Source organism: Campylobacter sp. RM5063, from assembly GCF_024723655.1.
Lineage (GTDB): Bacteria > Campylobacterota > Campylobacteria > Campylobacterales > Campylobacteraceae > Campylobacter_D > Campylobacter_D lari_D.
The window spans coordinates 1-16358 of sequence record NZ_JANQDA010000024.1; the positions used below are offsets into that span (position 1 = coordinate 1).

Below are 16358 nucleotides of genomic sequence, written 5' to 3' on the forward strand. Positions count from 1 at the left end.
TTTTTTTGTATATATTTATAGATACTGCATCAATATTATCTTTATGTTTTTTTTAGTATAAATTACAAACAACTTTTCAACAGCAAAGCAATATTAACACTATGTTTATAAATTTAAGCTTAATTATAAATAATAATAAAATATTAGTATAATAAGAAGATATTATAAAAGTTTGAATGTATTGAAAAATAGAAGTTTAAATAAAAAATGTTATAAATTTTTAAAAGAGCTTTTTACTAAAAATATACTTAGCAAACTAGCAATAATTATAAAAATAATATAAATATAAAAATACTCCTTATATACAAAATTAACAATAAAAGGGGTTATAAAACCCAAAATCGCATAAGAAATATTATAAGCAAAAGAAAGACCACTCGATCTTAACTCTGTGGTAAAAATTTGAGTCATAAAAATAGGAGCAAAAGCTATAATACCTTGTGCAAAACAAGCAAGCAAATAAAATAACAAAAACCACTCATTATAAAAGCTAAAAGCTATACCAAAAATTCCAAAAAGTAAAGTGAAAATCAAACAAATTTTAAAATGTCCTAAAAAATCTGCTAAATATCCTTGTGCTAAACTTCCTAGTATGATCATCACTATGGCCAAATTTTGATATAACAAAGCAGTAGTTTTGCTAACTCCTAATAAGCTTTCAAAATATTGTGGCAGTATCATTAAAGTAGCCACCCCACTTGTTAAAACCACAGTAAGTAAAGCGCATATTAACATACTTTTTTTATGTGTTTTTAAAGCCTGCAAAAGTGGGAAATTTAAAATTTTTTCTTTTGCTTTTATATTTTTAAAAGCTGGTGTTTCATTCAATTTCGTGCGTAAAAATAAAGCCAATATACCAAAAAATCCTCCTATAAAAAAAGGAATTCTCCAAGCAAAGCTTTCTACTTCTTCTTTATCAAAATACGCATATATAGTCAAAGTCGCTAAATTTCCAAGCAATAAACCTAAAGTCAAAGTCGCTGAAATAAAACCAAGTGCCAAACCAAGTCTTTTTTTACTCACAAATTCACTCACAAAAATCCAAGCACCGCTAACTTCAGCTCCTATAGCTAATCCTTGGGCTATCCTAATAACAAAAAGCATAAAAGTAGCCAAAAGCCCTATGCTTTCATAAGTAGGTAAAAAGGCCAAAACAAAACTTGGTACAACCATTAAAAGCATGCTAATATAAAAAACATTCTTACGCCCTTTTATATCTGCAAAATGCGCTAAAACAACAGCACCAAAAGGTCTGGCTAAATACCCTGCCCCAAAGGCTACATAAGTATAGATTAATGGCCAAAAATCATCATTTTGAGGAAAGAAAATTTTTGCAAAAACACTTGCAAAGAAGATAAATAAAACAAAATCATAAAATTCCAAAATACCACCTAAGGAAGCATAGATGGTATTTTTAAAAGCTTTTTGCATTATTAAATTTTGCCACCTTCGATTACTACATCATCAGCTTTTATATCATCGCTAAAAAATGGCTTTAAAGTTTCATCATAAGCTTTGTGGAAAAATTGTTCATTTTGTAATTTTAAAATCAAATCATTGATAAAATTTAACATAGCTTCGTCACCTTTTTTTACAGCAGGAGCTATAACATCATGATTTCCAAGTTCTTTAATCACTACTTCAAAATTTGGATTTTCTTTAGCCCAAGCAAAAAGCAATGCATTATCATGACTTAACGCATCACCTCTTTTACCAATTAAAGCTGCAAAAGTTTCTGTATTTTGATCAAATTTAATCGTTTTAATATCTGGCATATTTTTTGTAAAATACGCATCAGCTGTTGTGCCTTTATTTAAAATTAAAGTTTTATTTTTTAAATCATCTAAAGTTTCAATATCTGACCCTTTAGGAGCCACCACCCCAAGAGCAACTTTCATATAAGGTAATGCAAAATCAACCACAGCTTCTCTTTCTGGGGTTTTTGTAAAATTTGCTAAGATTAAATCTACTTTATTTGATTCTAAAAATTCTACTCTATTTGCTGCTTCAACAAGTACAAATTGCACTTTTGACTCATCACCCAAAAGTTCTTTTGCTATGCGTTTAGCAAAATACACATCATAGCCTTGATTTTTCCCTTGTGCATCTAGGTAGCCAAATGGAGGTTTATCACCAAACACACCTATGCGGATTACACCTTGCTGTTTGATTTTCTCTATGGAATTTTCATTAGAGCTTGAATTTGAGCATGCACTAAAAAAAAGTGCCATTAAAAATGATAAAAGAAAAATTTTTTTCATGTTTTATCCTTATGATTAAAAATTTAAATTTTTAAACCTTATATTATTTTTTTAAATAAATATTTTAAAAAAATAAAATTAACGATGAAAATCAAACAAATTGAGAAATTTTTTCGCACGATCTGTCTTTGGATTTTCAAAAAATTCATCAGGATTTGAAATTTCTACTATTTTACCATCATCCATAAAAACTATTTTATCAGCAACTGCTCTTGCAAAACCCATTTCATGTGTAACTATAAGCATAGTCATACCATCTTTTGCCAAATTTAAAATCACATCTAAAACTTCACGCACGATTTCAGGATCAAGTGCTGCTGTAACTTCATCAAAAAGCATGATTTCAGGGTTCATACAAAGACTTCTAACTATGGCTATGCGTTGCTTTTGTCCACCGCTTAATTCTTTAGGATAAGCTTTTATTTTATGCAAAAGTCCTACTCTATCAAGCCAGTATTTTGCTTCTTCTAAAACCTCTTCTTTTTTTCTTTTTTGCACCTTTAAAGGTCCTAAAAGTATATTTTGCTCAACATTTAAATGATCAAAAAGCTCATAAGATTGAAACACCATACCTATTTTTTGACGAATTTGAGTCCATTTTTTATAATTTTTATCAATTTTCTCATCATCTACTAAAATAGCTCCATCAGCCATTTCTTCTAAGCCATTAATACATCTTAAAAGTGTAGATTTCCCACAACCACTTGGACCTAGTATAACCACTACTTCTTTTTGATTTACTTCTAAATTAATATCTTTTAAAACATGATGTTCATCATAATATTTTTGTAAATTTTGTATTTTTAAAATGCTCATATTAGCTCCATTTTTTCTCTAAAAACTTTGAATATACTGACAAAGGATAACAAAGTATAAAATAAATCAATAAAATCAAACCATAAATCACAAAAGCCGCGTAAGAATTTTGAAATAAATTAAGCTCAATCACTTGTTGACCTACTTTAATAAGCTCTATACCGCCGATTAGATAAATCACTGAAGTGCTTTTAATAATTCTTGTAAAAAGATTAATACTCATTGGTAATAATCTTCTCAAAGATAAAGGTATAATGATAAAAAGATAAACTTCGAATTTATTAAAACCTAGTGAAAGTCCTGACTCATACTGATGTTTTGGTATACTTGCTAAAGATGATCTAACCAAATCCATCATCTCAAACACACCCCAAATACTAAAAACAATAATACTTGAACCCAAAGCACCCAAATGCCATCCAAACCATTTCGCCAAGCCAAAATGCACTATAAAAAGCCAAACAATCAAAGGCATAATACGCACAAACTCAAGCATAAAACGACAAAAAACATAAAGGAATTTGTTTTTAGAATGCATTAAAATTCCAAAAAATACTCCTCCTATGAGTGAAATCAAAACGCTAATTAACGAAAGCTCTAAAGTAACCTTTAAACCTTGCGCTAGTCTAAAAAAGGTATCTTGATTTAAAATTTCAAACATAATTTAACCTTTTTTCTATACGGTTTAACACTAAAGATAAAGGTAAAATCAAGATCAAATAACAAAGCACCAAAGCAAATAATGCTTCGTTACTTTTATAATAAAGCCCTATAAGATCTTTAGCCACATATACTAAATCTGCTAAAGCAATAATGCTTACCACAGAAGTTTCTTTAAGTAAAAAAATGATATTTGCACTAATGCTTGGCATAGCTATACCCAAAGCTTGAGGCATAATAATATAACGGAAATTTTGCCATTTACTCAAACCCAAAGAAAGTCCTGATTCATATTGTTGTTTTTTAACCGCTTCCATACCCGCTCTTAAACTTTCAGCCATATAAGAACCACCTAAAAAACTAAGTCCTATCACAGCACAAGCAAAAGAGCTAAGTTGAATTCCAAATTCAGGTAAAGCATAATATAAAAAGAAAAGTTGGATTAGCAAAGGTGTATTTCTTGAAAATTCTATATAAATTTTACAAATTGTGTTTAAAAAGGAAAATTTAAAATAACTCACTCCCACACAAAATAAACCTACTAAAAATGAAAAAAACACCCCATAAATAGCAAGTTTTAATGTAAGCCAAGAAGCTTGTATAAACATAGGGCTAAACTTGACTAAAAAATCAAAATCCATGAAACCATCCATACTTTAAAATATAATATTGTAACAAATAAGACTTAAAAAGACTTAATTAAATTTTGCATTTTTTCTTTATTTAAAATTACTATTTTACCTTTATTTGTGCAAATAAGCTCATTTTGTTTTAATTCTTTTAAAAAACGCGACAAAGATTCTGGGGGTAAATTTAAAATCACAGCGATTTCTTTTTGTTTTAAATTTTGTAGCTTTTCTTCATTTTCTAGTAAAAAGCCGACTAATCTTGACTTTAAATCCAAAGATTTTTGTCTGATAAAATTTTCTAAAATTCGAATTTTACCGATTAAAGAAGTCAAAAGTAAAAAACTAAATTCTCCATTTTCTAAGCATAATTTTTTAAATTCATTAAAATCAAAAACACAAATTTCACAATCTTGCTCACAAATTGCATTGGCTGGGTAATCAATACCCTCAAACACAGGCATTTCAGCTATAAAATTTACTGGAGTTAGAGTGTGTAGTGTTAGCTCAAAACCTTTTGCATTCACCTTATATATACGCACTTTTCCACTTAGTAAAATGTAAATTTTATTTGCTTTTTCACCTTGAAAAAATAAAATATTTCCTTTCTTAAAATACTTCTTTTCGCCCTTTGAAATCAAAATTTCAAAATGTTTATCCATTTTTTTCTTCCATATTTTTAATACTTTCTTTTGCTTTTAAAACCAGTTCTTCATCATCTGCAAAATCAAAAAATTTAAAGTGATTTCCATGTTGCACTCTACCATCTAGCAAATCCCCACTTAACCTGTTTTTTAAATCAAGCTCAGCTATTTTAAACCCATCTAAAGTTTTAGCAAATTCAAGCAAACGACTTGGAATTTCTTTTTGCTTAGTATATAAATAACAAAAACTCTCAAGTCCTACTCTACCTACCCTACCTCGAAGCTGATGTAAGGTAGCAAGCCCAAGTCTTTCAGCCCCAACAACTACAATCACGCTTAGTCTTGGTAAAGAAATTCCCACTTCAACCACGGTCGTAGAAAGTAAAATCGTGCCTTTTTCTCTAAATTCTTGCAAAATTTGATCTTTATTTTTATCTTTTCCATGAGTCACATAAACATTTTTGTATTTGTTTATCCAATACCCTTGTGCTTGTTCTAGCGATAAATAATCTATATTTTCACTTTCATTTACCAAAGGATAAATGATGATTACTTGATGATTTTTAGCTAGTTCATCATCGATTTTTTTAAGCAAATATTTAAAATCTTTATCTTGTATGCAAAAAGTTTTAATGTCTTTTTTAAAAGGCATTTGTTTAATAAAACTAAAATTTACAAGCTCACTTTGTATCATAGAAAGTGTTCTTGGTATAGGTGTAGCAGAAAATTGCACGATATGCGGAGCATATTGAGAGTTTTTACTAAGCTCACTTATTTTTTGTCTTTGATTAGAGCCAAAGCGATGTTGCTCATCTATCATCACTAAAACTGCTTCAAATTCTTCTTGATGAATGAGCGCATGTGTACCTATGATAAAATGGGCTTGTTCTTTTAATTTTGCTAAATCTTTATCTTTTTTACCACCCTTTAAAAGCAATACATTAACAAAATCAGGCAAAAGTCTTTTTGCTTCATGATAAATTTGCTCTGCTAATATACTAGTTGGAGCCATTAAAATAGCCTTTTTAGGATATACTAGCAAACTTGCAGCAAGTATGACCAAAGTCTTACCACAACCCACATCACCCATCACCACACGCCTTTTAGCGACTTTATTTTGCAAATCTTTTTTAATATCTTCTATTGCTAAAAGCTGATCATTTGTAGGGTTAAATTCTAAACCCTTGAGCCAAGAGCTTATATCAAAAAGTTCTATTTTATAAGCATTTTGTGATATTTTTTTACCCTTTAAACGCCTTAAATGATTAAAAATTTCTATATATTTTAAATCTTTAACTATGGCGTTAAAATTTTCATAAAGAATTAAATCATCATAATTGTGTAAATTCAAAAGTAAATTGATATATTTTTGTTCTAAATTTAGCGCTTTTAAGTTAGCTTCATTGACATATTTTAAAATAAGTTTTTTTATGCTTTCATCTTTAATAGAACTAATTTGGTATTTAGGGATTATTTGACCTATGTTTTTTACTATTTTTGGGTTTATAAACTGCCAAATTCCATTAAAAAAATTCATCTTTGCATGGATACAAACCAAAGCATTATGTTTAAAAATTTTAAAATGCCATTTATTAGGATGAAAAATTACTATATTTGCTTTTATACCCCATTCTAAACATTCACAAAGTATAAAAAGTTGGGAGTGATGATTTTGTGTGCTAATAATTTTTACATTTTGAGTGCAAAATGTATCTTTTGGAAACTTTGAAATTCTAAAATCATCAAATTTTTTAGGTAAAATCAAAGCCAAATCGATACAATTTTTAACCCCTAAAGCATGAAGTAGTTTTAAGTCCTTTTCTTCAACTTTCATTTTCTATGCTTGCAAAACTCACTTTGGTAATTTCACTATGTGCTTTGATGAAGTCATTTAATTCATCTAGATTAGTGTTTTTAATCTTTTGCATTTCTTCTTTTAAATTTCCAAGTTTTAAACCATGCAAATATTCATTTAGCATTATATCTAGTCTTTTAGCCAAGTTTTCATACCTTAAAGGCATAGATCCTACTAAAAATTGTTTAGCTAGTTGAAATTCTTTTTCATTGACTCCATTTTGGACAAAGTTTTCAAAAACTTCCTTAACTAAAGCTTTAGCCTCATTAGAACTTTCATTTTTAGTTTGCAAATACCCAAAAACTCTACTATAATTTAAATTTACATCAAGCATAGCATATGCTGAATACGCCAAGCCTCTTTTTACACGCACTTCTTCCATCAAACGCGAACCAAAACCACCTTGACCTAAAATAAACAAAGCAAGTTTAGCTAAATACATTTTCTCATCATTAATTTGTATATTAAATGGAGAGCAAAAATATATATAAGCTTGCTCGGTGCTTTTTTGCTCACTTACTTCTATACTCTCATCAACGAGCTTGTAGCTTTTGTTTTGATTTGAGATATTTCTTTTTAGAATTTGGCAAATTTTTTCTACTTTAATCTTTACTTCATCTTCTTTAATATCTCCACCAAAAACAAATAAAGCATTATCAAGTACTAAATTTTCACTCATAAAATCTTGTAATTCTTTTAAACTAATCTTTTCTATGCTTTCTTTAGTCCCATCAAGACCACTAGCAAAAATTTCATCTTTAAAAACATTCTTATTCAAAAGTCTTTTTGCTTGATAATCATAATCAGTATTTAAACTTGCAAGTTCACCCAAAGCTAAAGTTTTTAATCTTTGTAAGATTTTTTCTTCAAAACGCACATTTAAAAACAATTCTTGTAATTTTTCTAAAGCAAAATCAAAATGTTCTTTCAAGCATTTAATACTAATTTGAAAATGTTCAAAACTAGCCTTAGCATAAAGCTCTATAGCACGGTATTCTAAGCTTTTAAAAAACTCATCATTACTTCCTTCATTTAAAAGCCTAGCAAGCATACTTGCACAACCTCTATTGTGTTTTTCTGCTATTTTTCCACTATTTTTAAAAATGAGCTTAAAAAATACTACAGGAAGCTCATTTTCATACTCATATATTATGTCTATTTTAGTTTCATTAAAGTCTAAATTTAGCATTAAAACCTTTCTAAAATATTATAAGCTGTATCGCGTTTGGCAGGTAATTCCCCTATATCTTTAATAAGTTCTATCATTTGTTCTTGATTCATTCTATATTTTGCACCAGCTGCGGCTACAACATTTTCTTCCATCATAGTTGAACCTAAATCATTTGCACCAAATTTTAAAGCAAGTTGGCCTATTAAAGAGCCTTGCGTTACCCATGAACTTTGTAAATTTTTAAAATTATCCAAATATAATCTTGCCAAAGCTAGCAATCTTAAATACCTATTAGAGCTTTGCTTGATGATTTCAGGGTGTTTTTTGATCAAAGGAGTATTTTCACTTTGAAACGACCATAAAATAAAAGCTCTAAAGCCATTTGTTTTATCTTGTAAATTTCTTAAATGATCAAAATGTTCGATGATTTCCTCATCATTTTCAACCGTACCAAACATCATTGTAGCAGTACTTTTCATACCTATATTATGCGCACTCTCATGCACCCTAAGCCAAGTAGCTGTGTCACATTTGTGTGGTGCTATAATATCTCTCACCCTATCGCTTAATACTTCAGCACCCGCTCCAGGTATAGAAAAAAGTCCTTTGACTTGTAATCTTTTTAAAACCTCTTCTATAGAAATTTTAGAAACTCTTGCTATATAAGCTATCTCTACTGCTGAAAAACCATGCACGGTAATCGTTGGATAATTAGTTTTTATATAAGAAAGCAAATCTTCATACCATTCTATTTTAAGTTTTGGATGTACCCCGCCTTGAAATAAAATTTGCGTTCCACCTATGGCTTGTAATTCTTCTATTTTTTGCCCTATTTCTTCATATTTTAAAATATAAGAATCATCATCTTTTTCTTTTCTACAAAAAGCACAAAAATCACAATCAATACAGCAAATATTTGTATAATTTATATTTCTATCTACCACAAAAGTAGTTATTTTTTCAGGATGAAGCTCTAATTTTCTCTCATAAGCCATTGCACCTAGTTCATATAAAGGTGCATTTTGGAGCAAATTTAACGCTTCTTTTTTACTTAATCTACTCATTCTTAAACCTTTTTTGTAAAAAGGATTATTATAACATTTAAATGTAAAATAATCTTAAAGACGATATAATCAAGCCCTTTAATTTCATATATTCATAGGATACTCATGACTTATAGGTCTTTACTTAAAAATAATAAAACTTTTCGCCTTTTAGCAATAGTACAATTTATAAGTTATTTTGGTGCGTGGTTTTCTCAAGTAGGTGTTTTTACCCTTTTAACTAAAGAACTCGGTGCACCTGCTAATATCATAGGTTTTTCAGCTATTTTTGTTTTTTTACCTTCTATTATACTTGCACCTATAAATGGGGTTATAGTAGATAGATTTAAACCTAAGAATTTATTACTCACAATGATTAGTATTGAAATGATTTCTATTTTTATGTTAATTTTTGTAAATTCTTTAGCCATGCTTTGGTTGTTATACTTTTTAACCTTTGTTCGTATGGCGGTTGCAAGTATGTATTTTCAAACAGAAATGTCAGTTTTACCTAAAATTTTAACCCCACAAGAATTAAAACTAGGCAATGAGCTTCATAGTATCATATGGGCTGTATCATATGCTTTGGGTATGGGTGCAGCAGGGCTTTTTATAGATCTTTTTGGAGTAAAGCCAGCCTTTATAGCTGATACTTTAATGCTATTTTGTGCTATGCTTATACTCAAAACTTTGATTTTACCTAATGAAAAAAATACCACACAAAATAATCTTTTTATATTAATCAAAGAAGGCTTAGTTTATGTATTTAATAATAAAAAAATCATTCATTTGATTTTACTTCATGGGGTTGTAGGGATAACTGCTTATGATGTTTTAATCACTCTTTTAGCAGAATATGAATACGCAAAAGTTATTTCTATACCTCTAGCCATAGGGCTTTCTAATGCTATAAGAGCCATATCTTTACTTATAGGCCCTTATGTGCTTAGTCCTTATATTAATAAAAACACTTTGGTATATTTATACTTAGCGCAAGGTGTAGGTATAATGCTTTGGGCTTGCTTGCAATTTAACTTTTATCTTGCTTTTGTAGGCTTGGTAATGGCTGGTTTTTGCACTTCATCTTTATGGAGCTATACCTATACACTTTTGCAAAATGATTGCGACAAAAGATACTATGGCAGAGTGATTGCCTACAATGATATGGTATATTTAACCTTTAGTGCAATTATTGCTTTTTCAACAGGATATTTATTTGAATTTTATGGAATAAAACTAAGTCATTTTACTTTTGGCTTGGGAGTATGTTTTATCTTTGCAGCAATTTATTGGTGGTGGTTTAATAAAAAATATAATTAATCCACCTTAGAATAATAAACTCCACCTGCTGAAAAGTTTTTTTCAAAATAAGCTGTTTCAGGCACAAGATCTGACTTTCCTGGGTAAATTCTACCTTCTTTATTCAATATCCTATAAAAACGCTCCATAAGTCTTATTTTAAAATCTTGATCAAAATATATCATCATATTTCTTGAAAAAATCACATCAAATTTTCCAAATTTAAATAAAGAATCATCAAAGACATTACAAAGATCAAAACGGCATCTGCAAGCTAGGGTTTCTTTTTTAAGATGATACATTCTATCTTTTACATCAAAATAACGCGTTTTTTGCATAGTGTTTAATCTAGATACTGAACGCTCTGAATAAATCATTTCATTGCATTTATCTATCATTTTTTTATTAATATCTATACCAACTATATTCATACCTTTAACAAAATTCTCACTTGCTAAAATAGCTAAAGAATGCACTTCTTCGCCGCTTGAACATGGAGCACAAAGCACATTTACAGGGCGATCAAGAGATTTTATATAAAAAATCACATCTTTTAATTGCTCTAATTCTCTAAAAAAATAAGTCTCACAAACTGTAATAAAATCCATAGTTTCTTGTTTTAAATTTCTTTGAAACTGCACTTTTTCATTTAATTCACTAAGACTGCTCAAGCCTAATTCTTGTAAAAATTTAGGAAGTTTTATAGATAAAATATCTTTTTTAGTATTAAGGTTATTTCCACTTATTTGCTCTACGATTTTTACAAAATCATTCATTTCATTTTCTGTAATCTTTATCATCTTTTTTTGTCCTACGATTTGATGAAATTTGTTATTTCTTTTTTGAGTTCTATTAAACTCATAGGTTTTAAATTTGGATTAGTATCTCTGGCTTTTTTTGGCATACCATATACTATAGAATCTGCCTCATTTTCGCACAAACACCTTACTCCTGCTTTATAAAGTTCAAACAAAGACTTAGCACCATCATCGCCCATTCCTGTCATAATTAAAGCTAAAATTTTATGATATTTGCAAAGATTAACAGCAGAATTAAATAGCACATCAATCCCTGGATTAAAACTACTAGTTTCATCTGTAGTATTTAATGTTAAGGTATTGTTGCCACTTAAAATCATATTTCTTTGACAAATATAAATTTTATTTTTCAAAACTTCCTTATCACTTGGTATAATCACCTCGCTTAATGCTTCTTTGTTAAATTGATTTACAAAAGAAGGAATAAACGCAGGATTCATATGCTGAGCAATCACTACTGCACAATCTTTCAATTCTACATCATTTAGTAAAAACTTTAGTTGGCTTGGGCCACCTGTTGAAGAACCAATTAGTATAAGCTTCATTTTTTACCTTAAATAATTATTGTTATTATATCAAATAAATATTTGAAAACATAAAAAAATAATTATATATAAGAAAGAAAAATTTTAATTAAATATGATAAAATTAATACTTTAAAATTTCAAAAATGATAAAGTGAATGTTAAATGTTAAGAGAAAAAATTTATATTGCAAGTGATCATGCTGGTTTTATTTTAAAGCAAGAAATTACTAAATTTTTACAAGAAAAAAATATTACTTTTGAAGACTTAGGTCCTTTTAGTGAGGATCGTTGTGATTATCCTGATTATGCACATTTATTAAGCTCTAAAATAAATGAAAAAAGTTTTGGAATTTTAGTATGCGGATCAGGAATTGGTATGAGTATAGCAGCAAATCGTCATAAAAATATACGCTGTGCTTTGTGTAATGAATCTTTAAGTGCTAAACTTTCAAGAGAACATAATGATGCAAATGTTTTAGCACTAGGAGCTAGATTAATAGGGGTTGATATGGCTTTTGAAATTATCTCAAATTTTATCAACACTTCTTTTAGCGGCGGAAGACATTGCACAAGAATTAGTAAAATAGAGGAAAGATTATGATCTTAAGTTGGCTTGTATTAACTGTATTAATTTGTATTAGTATTTATATGACTATTATGCTACTTTATTATAAAACCCTGCTTCATAAAGAAAAAGTGGCAAAAGAATTTATAAAAAACAACCTTGATGATACTGAAATTGTTATTAGAAAACTACAAGTACAACTTCAAAGAAGTTTGGGTAATATTGATATTTTAACTGAAGAATTAAACAAAAGTAAAGCAGACTTAACCTCTCTTAGAACAAGAAATTCACAATATCGTATTGAAAATGAAAAACTAAGACAAAGAATCAAAGAATTAGAAGCAAAAATAGAGGCATTATTATGATAAAAGAGCAAGATAAAAAATATTTACTAGATAGCATTAGAGCTATTAAGGACTTTCCAAAAGAAGGGATTGTTTTTAGAGATATTACTACTTTATTAAACAACAAAGAAGCATTTGCGTTTTTAATGGATCATTTAGTTGAAAAATATCAAAACGCAAAGCTTGATTATATCGTTGGTATAGAAAGTAGAGGTTTTATTTTTGGAGCTGCCTTGAGCGCTAGATTAAGACTTCCTTTTGTACCCATAAGAAAACCTGGAAAGCTACCTTCAAAATGCTTACAAGAATCTTATAGTTTAGAATATGGCAGTGATACTATAGAAATTCATATCGATGCTTTTAATAATCAAAAAGCAAATGTTTTACTTATAGATGATCTTATCGCTACAGGTGGCACAGCTATCGCTGCTGTGAAACTTATAGAAAAACTCAATGCAAAATGTGTTGAAGCTTGTTTTTTACTAGAGTTAAAAGATCTAGATGGTGCTAAAGAATTAGCTAAATTAACTTCTGTTTATAGTGTTTTAGAGGTATAAAATGGAAGAATTTTTAAAACAACTTTTGTATGATTATAAAAATTGGGCTTATATTATTGTGTTTTTATGGTGCATACTTGAAGGAGAACTTGCACTTATTTTAGCAGGTATTTTTGCACACGAAGGCCATGTAAATTTAGGACTTATTATTTTTATAGCAGGCTTGGGTGGCTTTGTAGGCGATCAAATATACTTTTATATAGGAAGATATAACAAAAAATACATTCAGAAAAAACTTCGCACCCAAAGGCGTAAATTTGCCATAGCACACTTACTTTTACAGCGTTTTGGCTGGCCTATTATCTTCATACAAAGATATATGTATGGTTTTAGAACTATTATACCTATGAGTATAGGATTAACTCGCTATAGTGCTAAAAAATTTGCGTTTATTAATCTTATTAGTGCGTGGGCTTGGGCTGCTATAACTATTTTACTTGCATGGTTTTTTGGAAAAGAAATTTGGCTTGCAGTAGAATGGGCTGGAAATCATTGGTATTTTGCAGTGCCAATTATTGCTGGCTTTTTATTAGCTTTATTTTTAGGAATGAAACAAATAGAAAAATCAATACTTACAAAAAGGACTCGCAAATGACTTTTAATTTTATAGAAGAAAATATCGGCTCTATAAATGCTGATTTTGAAATCATTTTAATACAAGATAAAAAAATAGAAAAATACACTCAAAGTCAAGAACTTTTCAAGCTTTCAAGCTATAAAGGTGAAGGAATTTGCATAGATATGCAAAATAAAATTCTTTACAGTGAACTTAAAAGCTTAGAATATGAAGATATAAGGCTTGCTTTTGCAAATGCATACAAAGCTTTAAAAAAACTTGAAATTCAAAGCGTAAAAACAAAAAGTGTTATAGGGAAATGTGTAGTAAATAGCTTTAATGCTATGATTCAAGGATTTACTTTTGGTGCTTATGAATTTAATAAATACAAAAAAGAAAAAGCACCAAACAAGTTAGAGAATATCTTCATTGCAAAAGATGAAATTAATGATAAAACATACAACCTAGAAGAAGCTTGCATAGGTATAAACTATGGTCAAATTTTTTCAAATGCTTGTGATTTTGCAAAAAATATCGTTAATGAAATCCCACAAATTTACACTCCTGCCAAAATGGCCGAAGATGCGCTTGAACTGAGCCAAAATAATTCTAATATTTCATGTAAAATTTATGAAAGCGATTTCTTAGAGCAAGAAAAAATGCAAGCATTTTTAGCAGTAAATCGTGCTTCAATTCATCCCCCAAAACTCATTCATCTTTCTTATAAACCACAAAATCCAAAAATGAAAGTAGTGTTTGTAGGTAAAGGGCTAACTTATGATAGTGGTGGACTTAGTTTAAAACCTGCTGATTACATGCTAACGATGAAATCAGATAAAAGCGGTGGTGCGGCTGCAATGGCTATTATTAAAGGTGCAAGCGAGTTAAACCTTGATATAGAAGTTCATTCTATCATCGGCGCAACTGAAAACATGATAGGTGGAAATGCTTACAAGCCTGATGATGTGCTTATTTCAAGAGAAGGTGTGAGTATAGAGGTTAGAAATACCGACGCAGAAGGAAGATTAGTTTTAGCAGATTGTCTTTCGCTTGCTCAAGATCTAAAACCTGATTTATTAATAGATCTTGCTACTTTAACTGGAGCTTGCGTAGTAGGACTTGGAGAATACACAAGTGCCATCATGGGAAATAATGAAGATTTGCAAAATGAATTTTATAAAATAAGTAAAAAAAGTGGAGATTTAGCTACTATTTTACATTTTAATCCGCACTTAAAAGAGCTTATAAAATCAAACATAGCAGATGTTAGCAATACCTCTTCAAGTCGTTATGGTGGAGCCATTACTGCGGGATTATTTTTAAATTCTTTCATTAGAGAAGAATACAAAGACAAATGGCTACATTTAGACATTGCAGGACCAGCTTATTTAGAAAAGACTTGGGGTTATCATAATTTTGGTGCAACCGGAGCAGGTGTTAGAATGTGCCTTTCATATTTACTTTATCTTTCAAGGAAACAAAAATGAGTTTATCAGTTGGTATAGTAGGACTTCCAAATGTTGGAAAATCTACCACTTTTAACGCTCTAACAAGAGCACAAAATGCTGAAAGTGCAAACTATCCATTTTGCACCATAGAACCAAACAAAGCAGTGGTACCTGTGCCTGATCATCGCTTAAAAGAACTAGCAAAAATTGTTAATCCACAAAAAATTATACGCTCAAATATAGAATTTGTTGATATAGCAGGCTTAGTAGCAGGAGCTAGCAAAGGTGAGGGTTTGGGTAATAAATTTTTATCTAATATACGCGAAACAGAGATGATTTTACATATTGTGCGTTGTTTTGATGATGAAAATATCACCCATGTTGCGGGCAGTGTTGATCCTGTGCGTGATGTGCAAATCATAGAAACAGAACTTATACTAGCAGATATAGAACAACTTAGCAAAAAAATAGAAAAACTCACTAAAGGTGCAAAGGCCAATGAAAAAGGTGCAAAAGAAACCTTGGCATTAGCTAATGAACTTTTAGAGCATTTAAATCAAAATAACAGTGCAAGTTCTTTTGCTAATAAAAATGAAGTCTATCATGCTCTTATAAAAGAACTAAGATTGCTTTCAGCTAAAGAAGTGATATATGGAGCAAATGTAGATGAGAATTCGCTTTTAGAAGATAATGAATTTGTAAAAGATCTTAAAGAATTTGCAGCAAAATCAGGTCATGAAGTAATCAAACTTTGCTCTAAAATAGAAGAAGAAATGATAGCTTTAAGCGATGAAGAAAATTATGAATTTTTAAAATCTTTAGGTATAGAAAGTAGCGGACTTGAAGTAGTAATACGCACAGCATTTTCAAAGCTAAACTTGATTAGCTATTTTACAGCAGGTCAAGTAGAAGTTAGATCATGGACTATACAAAGAGGTTGGAAAGCACCAAAAGCAGCAAGCGTGATCCATAATGACTTTGAAAAAGGTTTTATCAAAGCTGAAGTAATTTCTTATGAGGATTATATCGCTTGCAAAGGCGAAAGTGGTGCTAAAGAAGCAGGAAAACTACGCCTTGAAGGGAAAGATTATATCGTACAAGATGGCGATGTAATGCATTTTAGATTTAATGTTTAATTTCAATTGCAAGCTAAAACAGCTTGCAATTTC

The 16358-nt window shown here is 29.6% G+C and carries 18 protein-coding genes; 7 read left to right on the forward strand and 11 right to left on the reverse strand.

The annotated features are described in order from the left end of the window. Positions 1-210 precede the first annotated feature (210 nt). The 9 genes from CAMP5063_RS07480 to CAMP5063_RS07520 all read right to left on the reverse strand — a co-directional run bounded on the left by CAMP5063_RS07480 (position 211) and on the right by CAMP5063_RS07520 (position 9097). Positions 211-1431: an MFS transporter gene (locus CAMP5063_RS07480; protein WP_263670417.1), complete on the reverse strand. Its 1221-nt coding sequence runs from the start codon at positions 1429-1431 to the stop codon at positions 211-213. A 2-nt stretch (positions 1432-1433) separates the two neighbouring features. Further along, complete coding sequence (locus CAMP5063_RS07485) at positions 1434-2231, reverse strand: cysteine ABC transporter substrate-binding protein (protein ID WP_375154872.1); 798 nt, start codon at positions 2229-2231, stop codon at positions 1434-1436. Positions 2232-2339: 108 nt separating this feature from the next. Continuing rightward, a complete protein-coding gene (locus CAMP5063_RS07490) occupies positions 2340-3077 on the reverse strand; it encodes an amino acid ABC transporter ATP-binding protein (protein WP_263726218.1) in 738 nt (245 codons plus the stop codon). A gap of 1 nt (position 3078) precedes the next feature. Continuing rightward, complete coding sequence (locus CAMP5063_RS07495; RefSeq protein ID WP_337195095.1) at positions 3079-3738, reverse strand: amino acid ABC transporter permease; 660 nt, start codon at positions 3736-3738, stop codon at positions 3079-3081. Next, positions 3731-4378 carry an amino acid ABC transporter permease gene (locus tag CAMP5063_RS07500; protein WP_133318956.1) on the reverse strand — a complete coding sequence of 216 codons (648 nt, stop codon included), beginning with the start codon at positions 4376-4378 and terminating at the stop codon, positions 3731-3733. Before CAMP5063_RS07500 ends, CAMP5063_RS07495 begins: the two co-directional genes overlap by 8 nt. Before the next feature lie 44 nt (positions 4379-4422). After that, positions 4423-5025: a Crp/Fnr family transcriptional regulator gene (locus CAMP5063_RS07505; protein WP_337195096.1), complete on the reverse strand. Its 603-nt coding sequence runs from the start codon at positions 5023-5025 to the stop codon at positions 4423-4425. Beyond that, entirely contained in the window at positions 5018-6841 is a 1824-nt protein-coding gene (recG, locus tag CAMP5063_RS07510; RefSeq protein WP_337195097.1) for an ATP-dependent DNA helicase RecG, read from the reverse strand. Before recG ends, CAMP5063_RS07505 begins: the two co-directional genes overlap by 8 nt. Next, the gene (locus CAMP5063_RS07515; RefSeq protein ID WP_337195098.1) at positions 6831-8051 is read right to left on the reverse strand and encodes a M16 family metallopeptidase; all 1221 of its coding nucleotides are present in this window, start codon (positions 8049-8051) and stop codon (positions 6831-6833) included. The genes recG and CAMP5063_RS07515 overlap by 11 nt, the downstream gene beginning before the upstream one ends. After that, positions 8051-9097 (reverse strand): dehypoxanthine futalosine cyclase, encoded by a 1047-nt coding sequence (locus tag CAMP5063_RS07520; protein WP_133318960.1) that lies wholly within the window; start codon positions 9095-9097, stop codon positions 8051-8053. The genes CAMP5063_RS07515 and CAMP5063_RS07520 overlap by 1 nt, the downstream gene beginning before the upstream one ends. Positions 9098-9202: 105 nt before the next feature. Here CAMP5063_RS07520 and CAMP5063_RS07525 point away from each other — a divergent pair, with 105 nt between their 5' ends. Beyond that, a complete protein-coding gene (locus CAMP5063_RS07525; RefSeq protein WP_133318961.1) occupies positions 9203-10396 on the forward strand; it encodes an MFS transporter in 1194 nt (397 codons plus the stop codon). On the opposite strand, the gene CAMP5063_RS07530 is transcribed toward CAMP5063_RS07525, so the two are convergent. Next, positions 10393-11175 (reverse strand): protein-glutamate O-methyltransferase CheR, encoded by a 783-nt coding sequence (locus CAMP5063_RS07530; protein WP_337195099.1) that lies wholly within the window; start codon positions 11173-11175, stop codon positions 10393-10395. The genes CAMP5063_RS07525 and CAMP5063_RS07530 overlap by 4 nt on opposite strands. A gap of 11 nt (positions 11176-11186) precedes the next feature. After that, complete coding sequence (locus CAMP5063_RS07535) at positions 11187-11738, reverse strand: CheB methylesterase domain-containing protein (RefSeq protein WP_133318963.1); 552 nt, start codon at positions 11736-11738, stop codon at positions 11187-11189. A gap of 144 nt (positions 11739-11882) precedes the next feature. Between CAMP5063_RS07535 and rpiB the strand changes: the two genes are divergently transcribed. Genes rpiB through ychF form a run of 6 tightly spaced genes read left to right on the forward strand, consistent with a single transcriptional unit; the run spans position 11883 to position 16325 of the window. Beyond that, complete coding sequence (gene rpiB, locus CAMP5063_RS07540) at positions 11883-12320, forward strand: ribose 5-phosphate isomerase B (protein WP_263660291.1); 438 nt, start codon at positions 11883-11885, stop codon at positions 12318-12320. Continuing rightward, positions 12317-12649 carry a hypothetical protein gene (locus tag CAMP5063_RS07545; RefSeq protein WP_133318965.1) on the forward strand — a complete coding sequence of 111 codons (333 nt, stop codon included), beginning with the start codon at positions 12317-12319 and terminating at the stop codon, positions 12647-12649. The genes rpiB and CAMP5063_RS07545 overlap by 4 nt, the downstream gene beginning before the upstream one ends. Further along, positions 12646-13185, forward strand: coding sequence for an adenine phosphoribosyltransferase (gene apt / locus CAMP5063_RS07550; protein ID WP_133318966.1), 540 nt, complete (start codon positions 12646-12648; stop codon positions 13183-13185). Before CAMP5063_RS07545 ends, apt begins: the two co-directional genes overlap by 4 nt. Position 13186: 1 nt before the next feature. Beyond that, the gene (locus CAMP5063_RS07555; RefSeq protein ID WP_220567318.1) at positions 13187-13780 is read left to right on the forward strand and encodes a DedA family protein; all 594 of its coding nucleotides are present in this window, start codon (positions 13187-13189) and stop codon (positions 13778-13780) included. Beyond that, complete coding sequence (locus tag CAMP5063_RS07560) at positions 13777-15228, forward strand: leucyl aminopeptidase (RefSeq protein WP_337195100.1); 1452 nt, start codon at positions 13777-13779, stop codon at positions 15226-15228. Before CAMP5063_RS07555 ends, CAMP5063_RS07560 begins: the two co-directional genes overlap by 4 nt. Then, positions 15225-16325: a redox-regulated ATPase YchF gene (ychF, locus tag CAMP5063_RS07565; RefSeq protein WP_263671310.1), complete on the forward strand. Its 1101-nt coding sequence runs from the start codon at positions 15225-15227 to the stop codon at positions 16323-16325. The genes CAMP5063_RS07560 and ychF overlap by 4 nt, the downstream gene beginning before the upstream one ends. Positions 16326-16358: the final 33 nt, after the last annotated feature.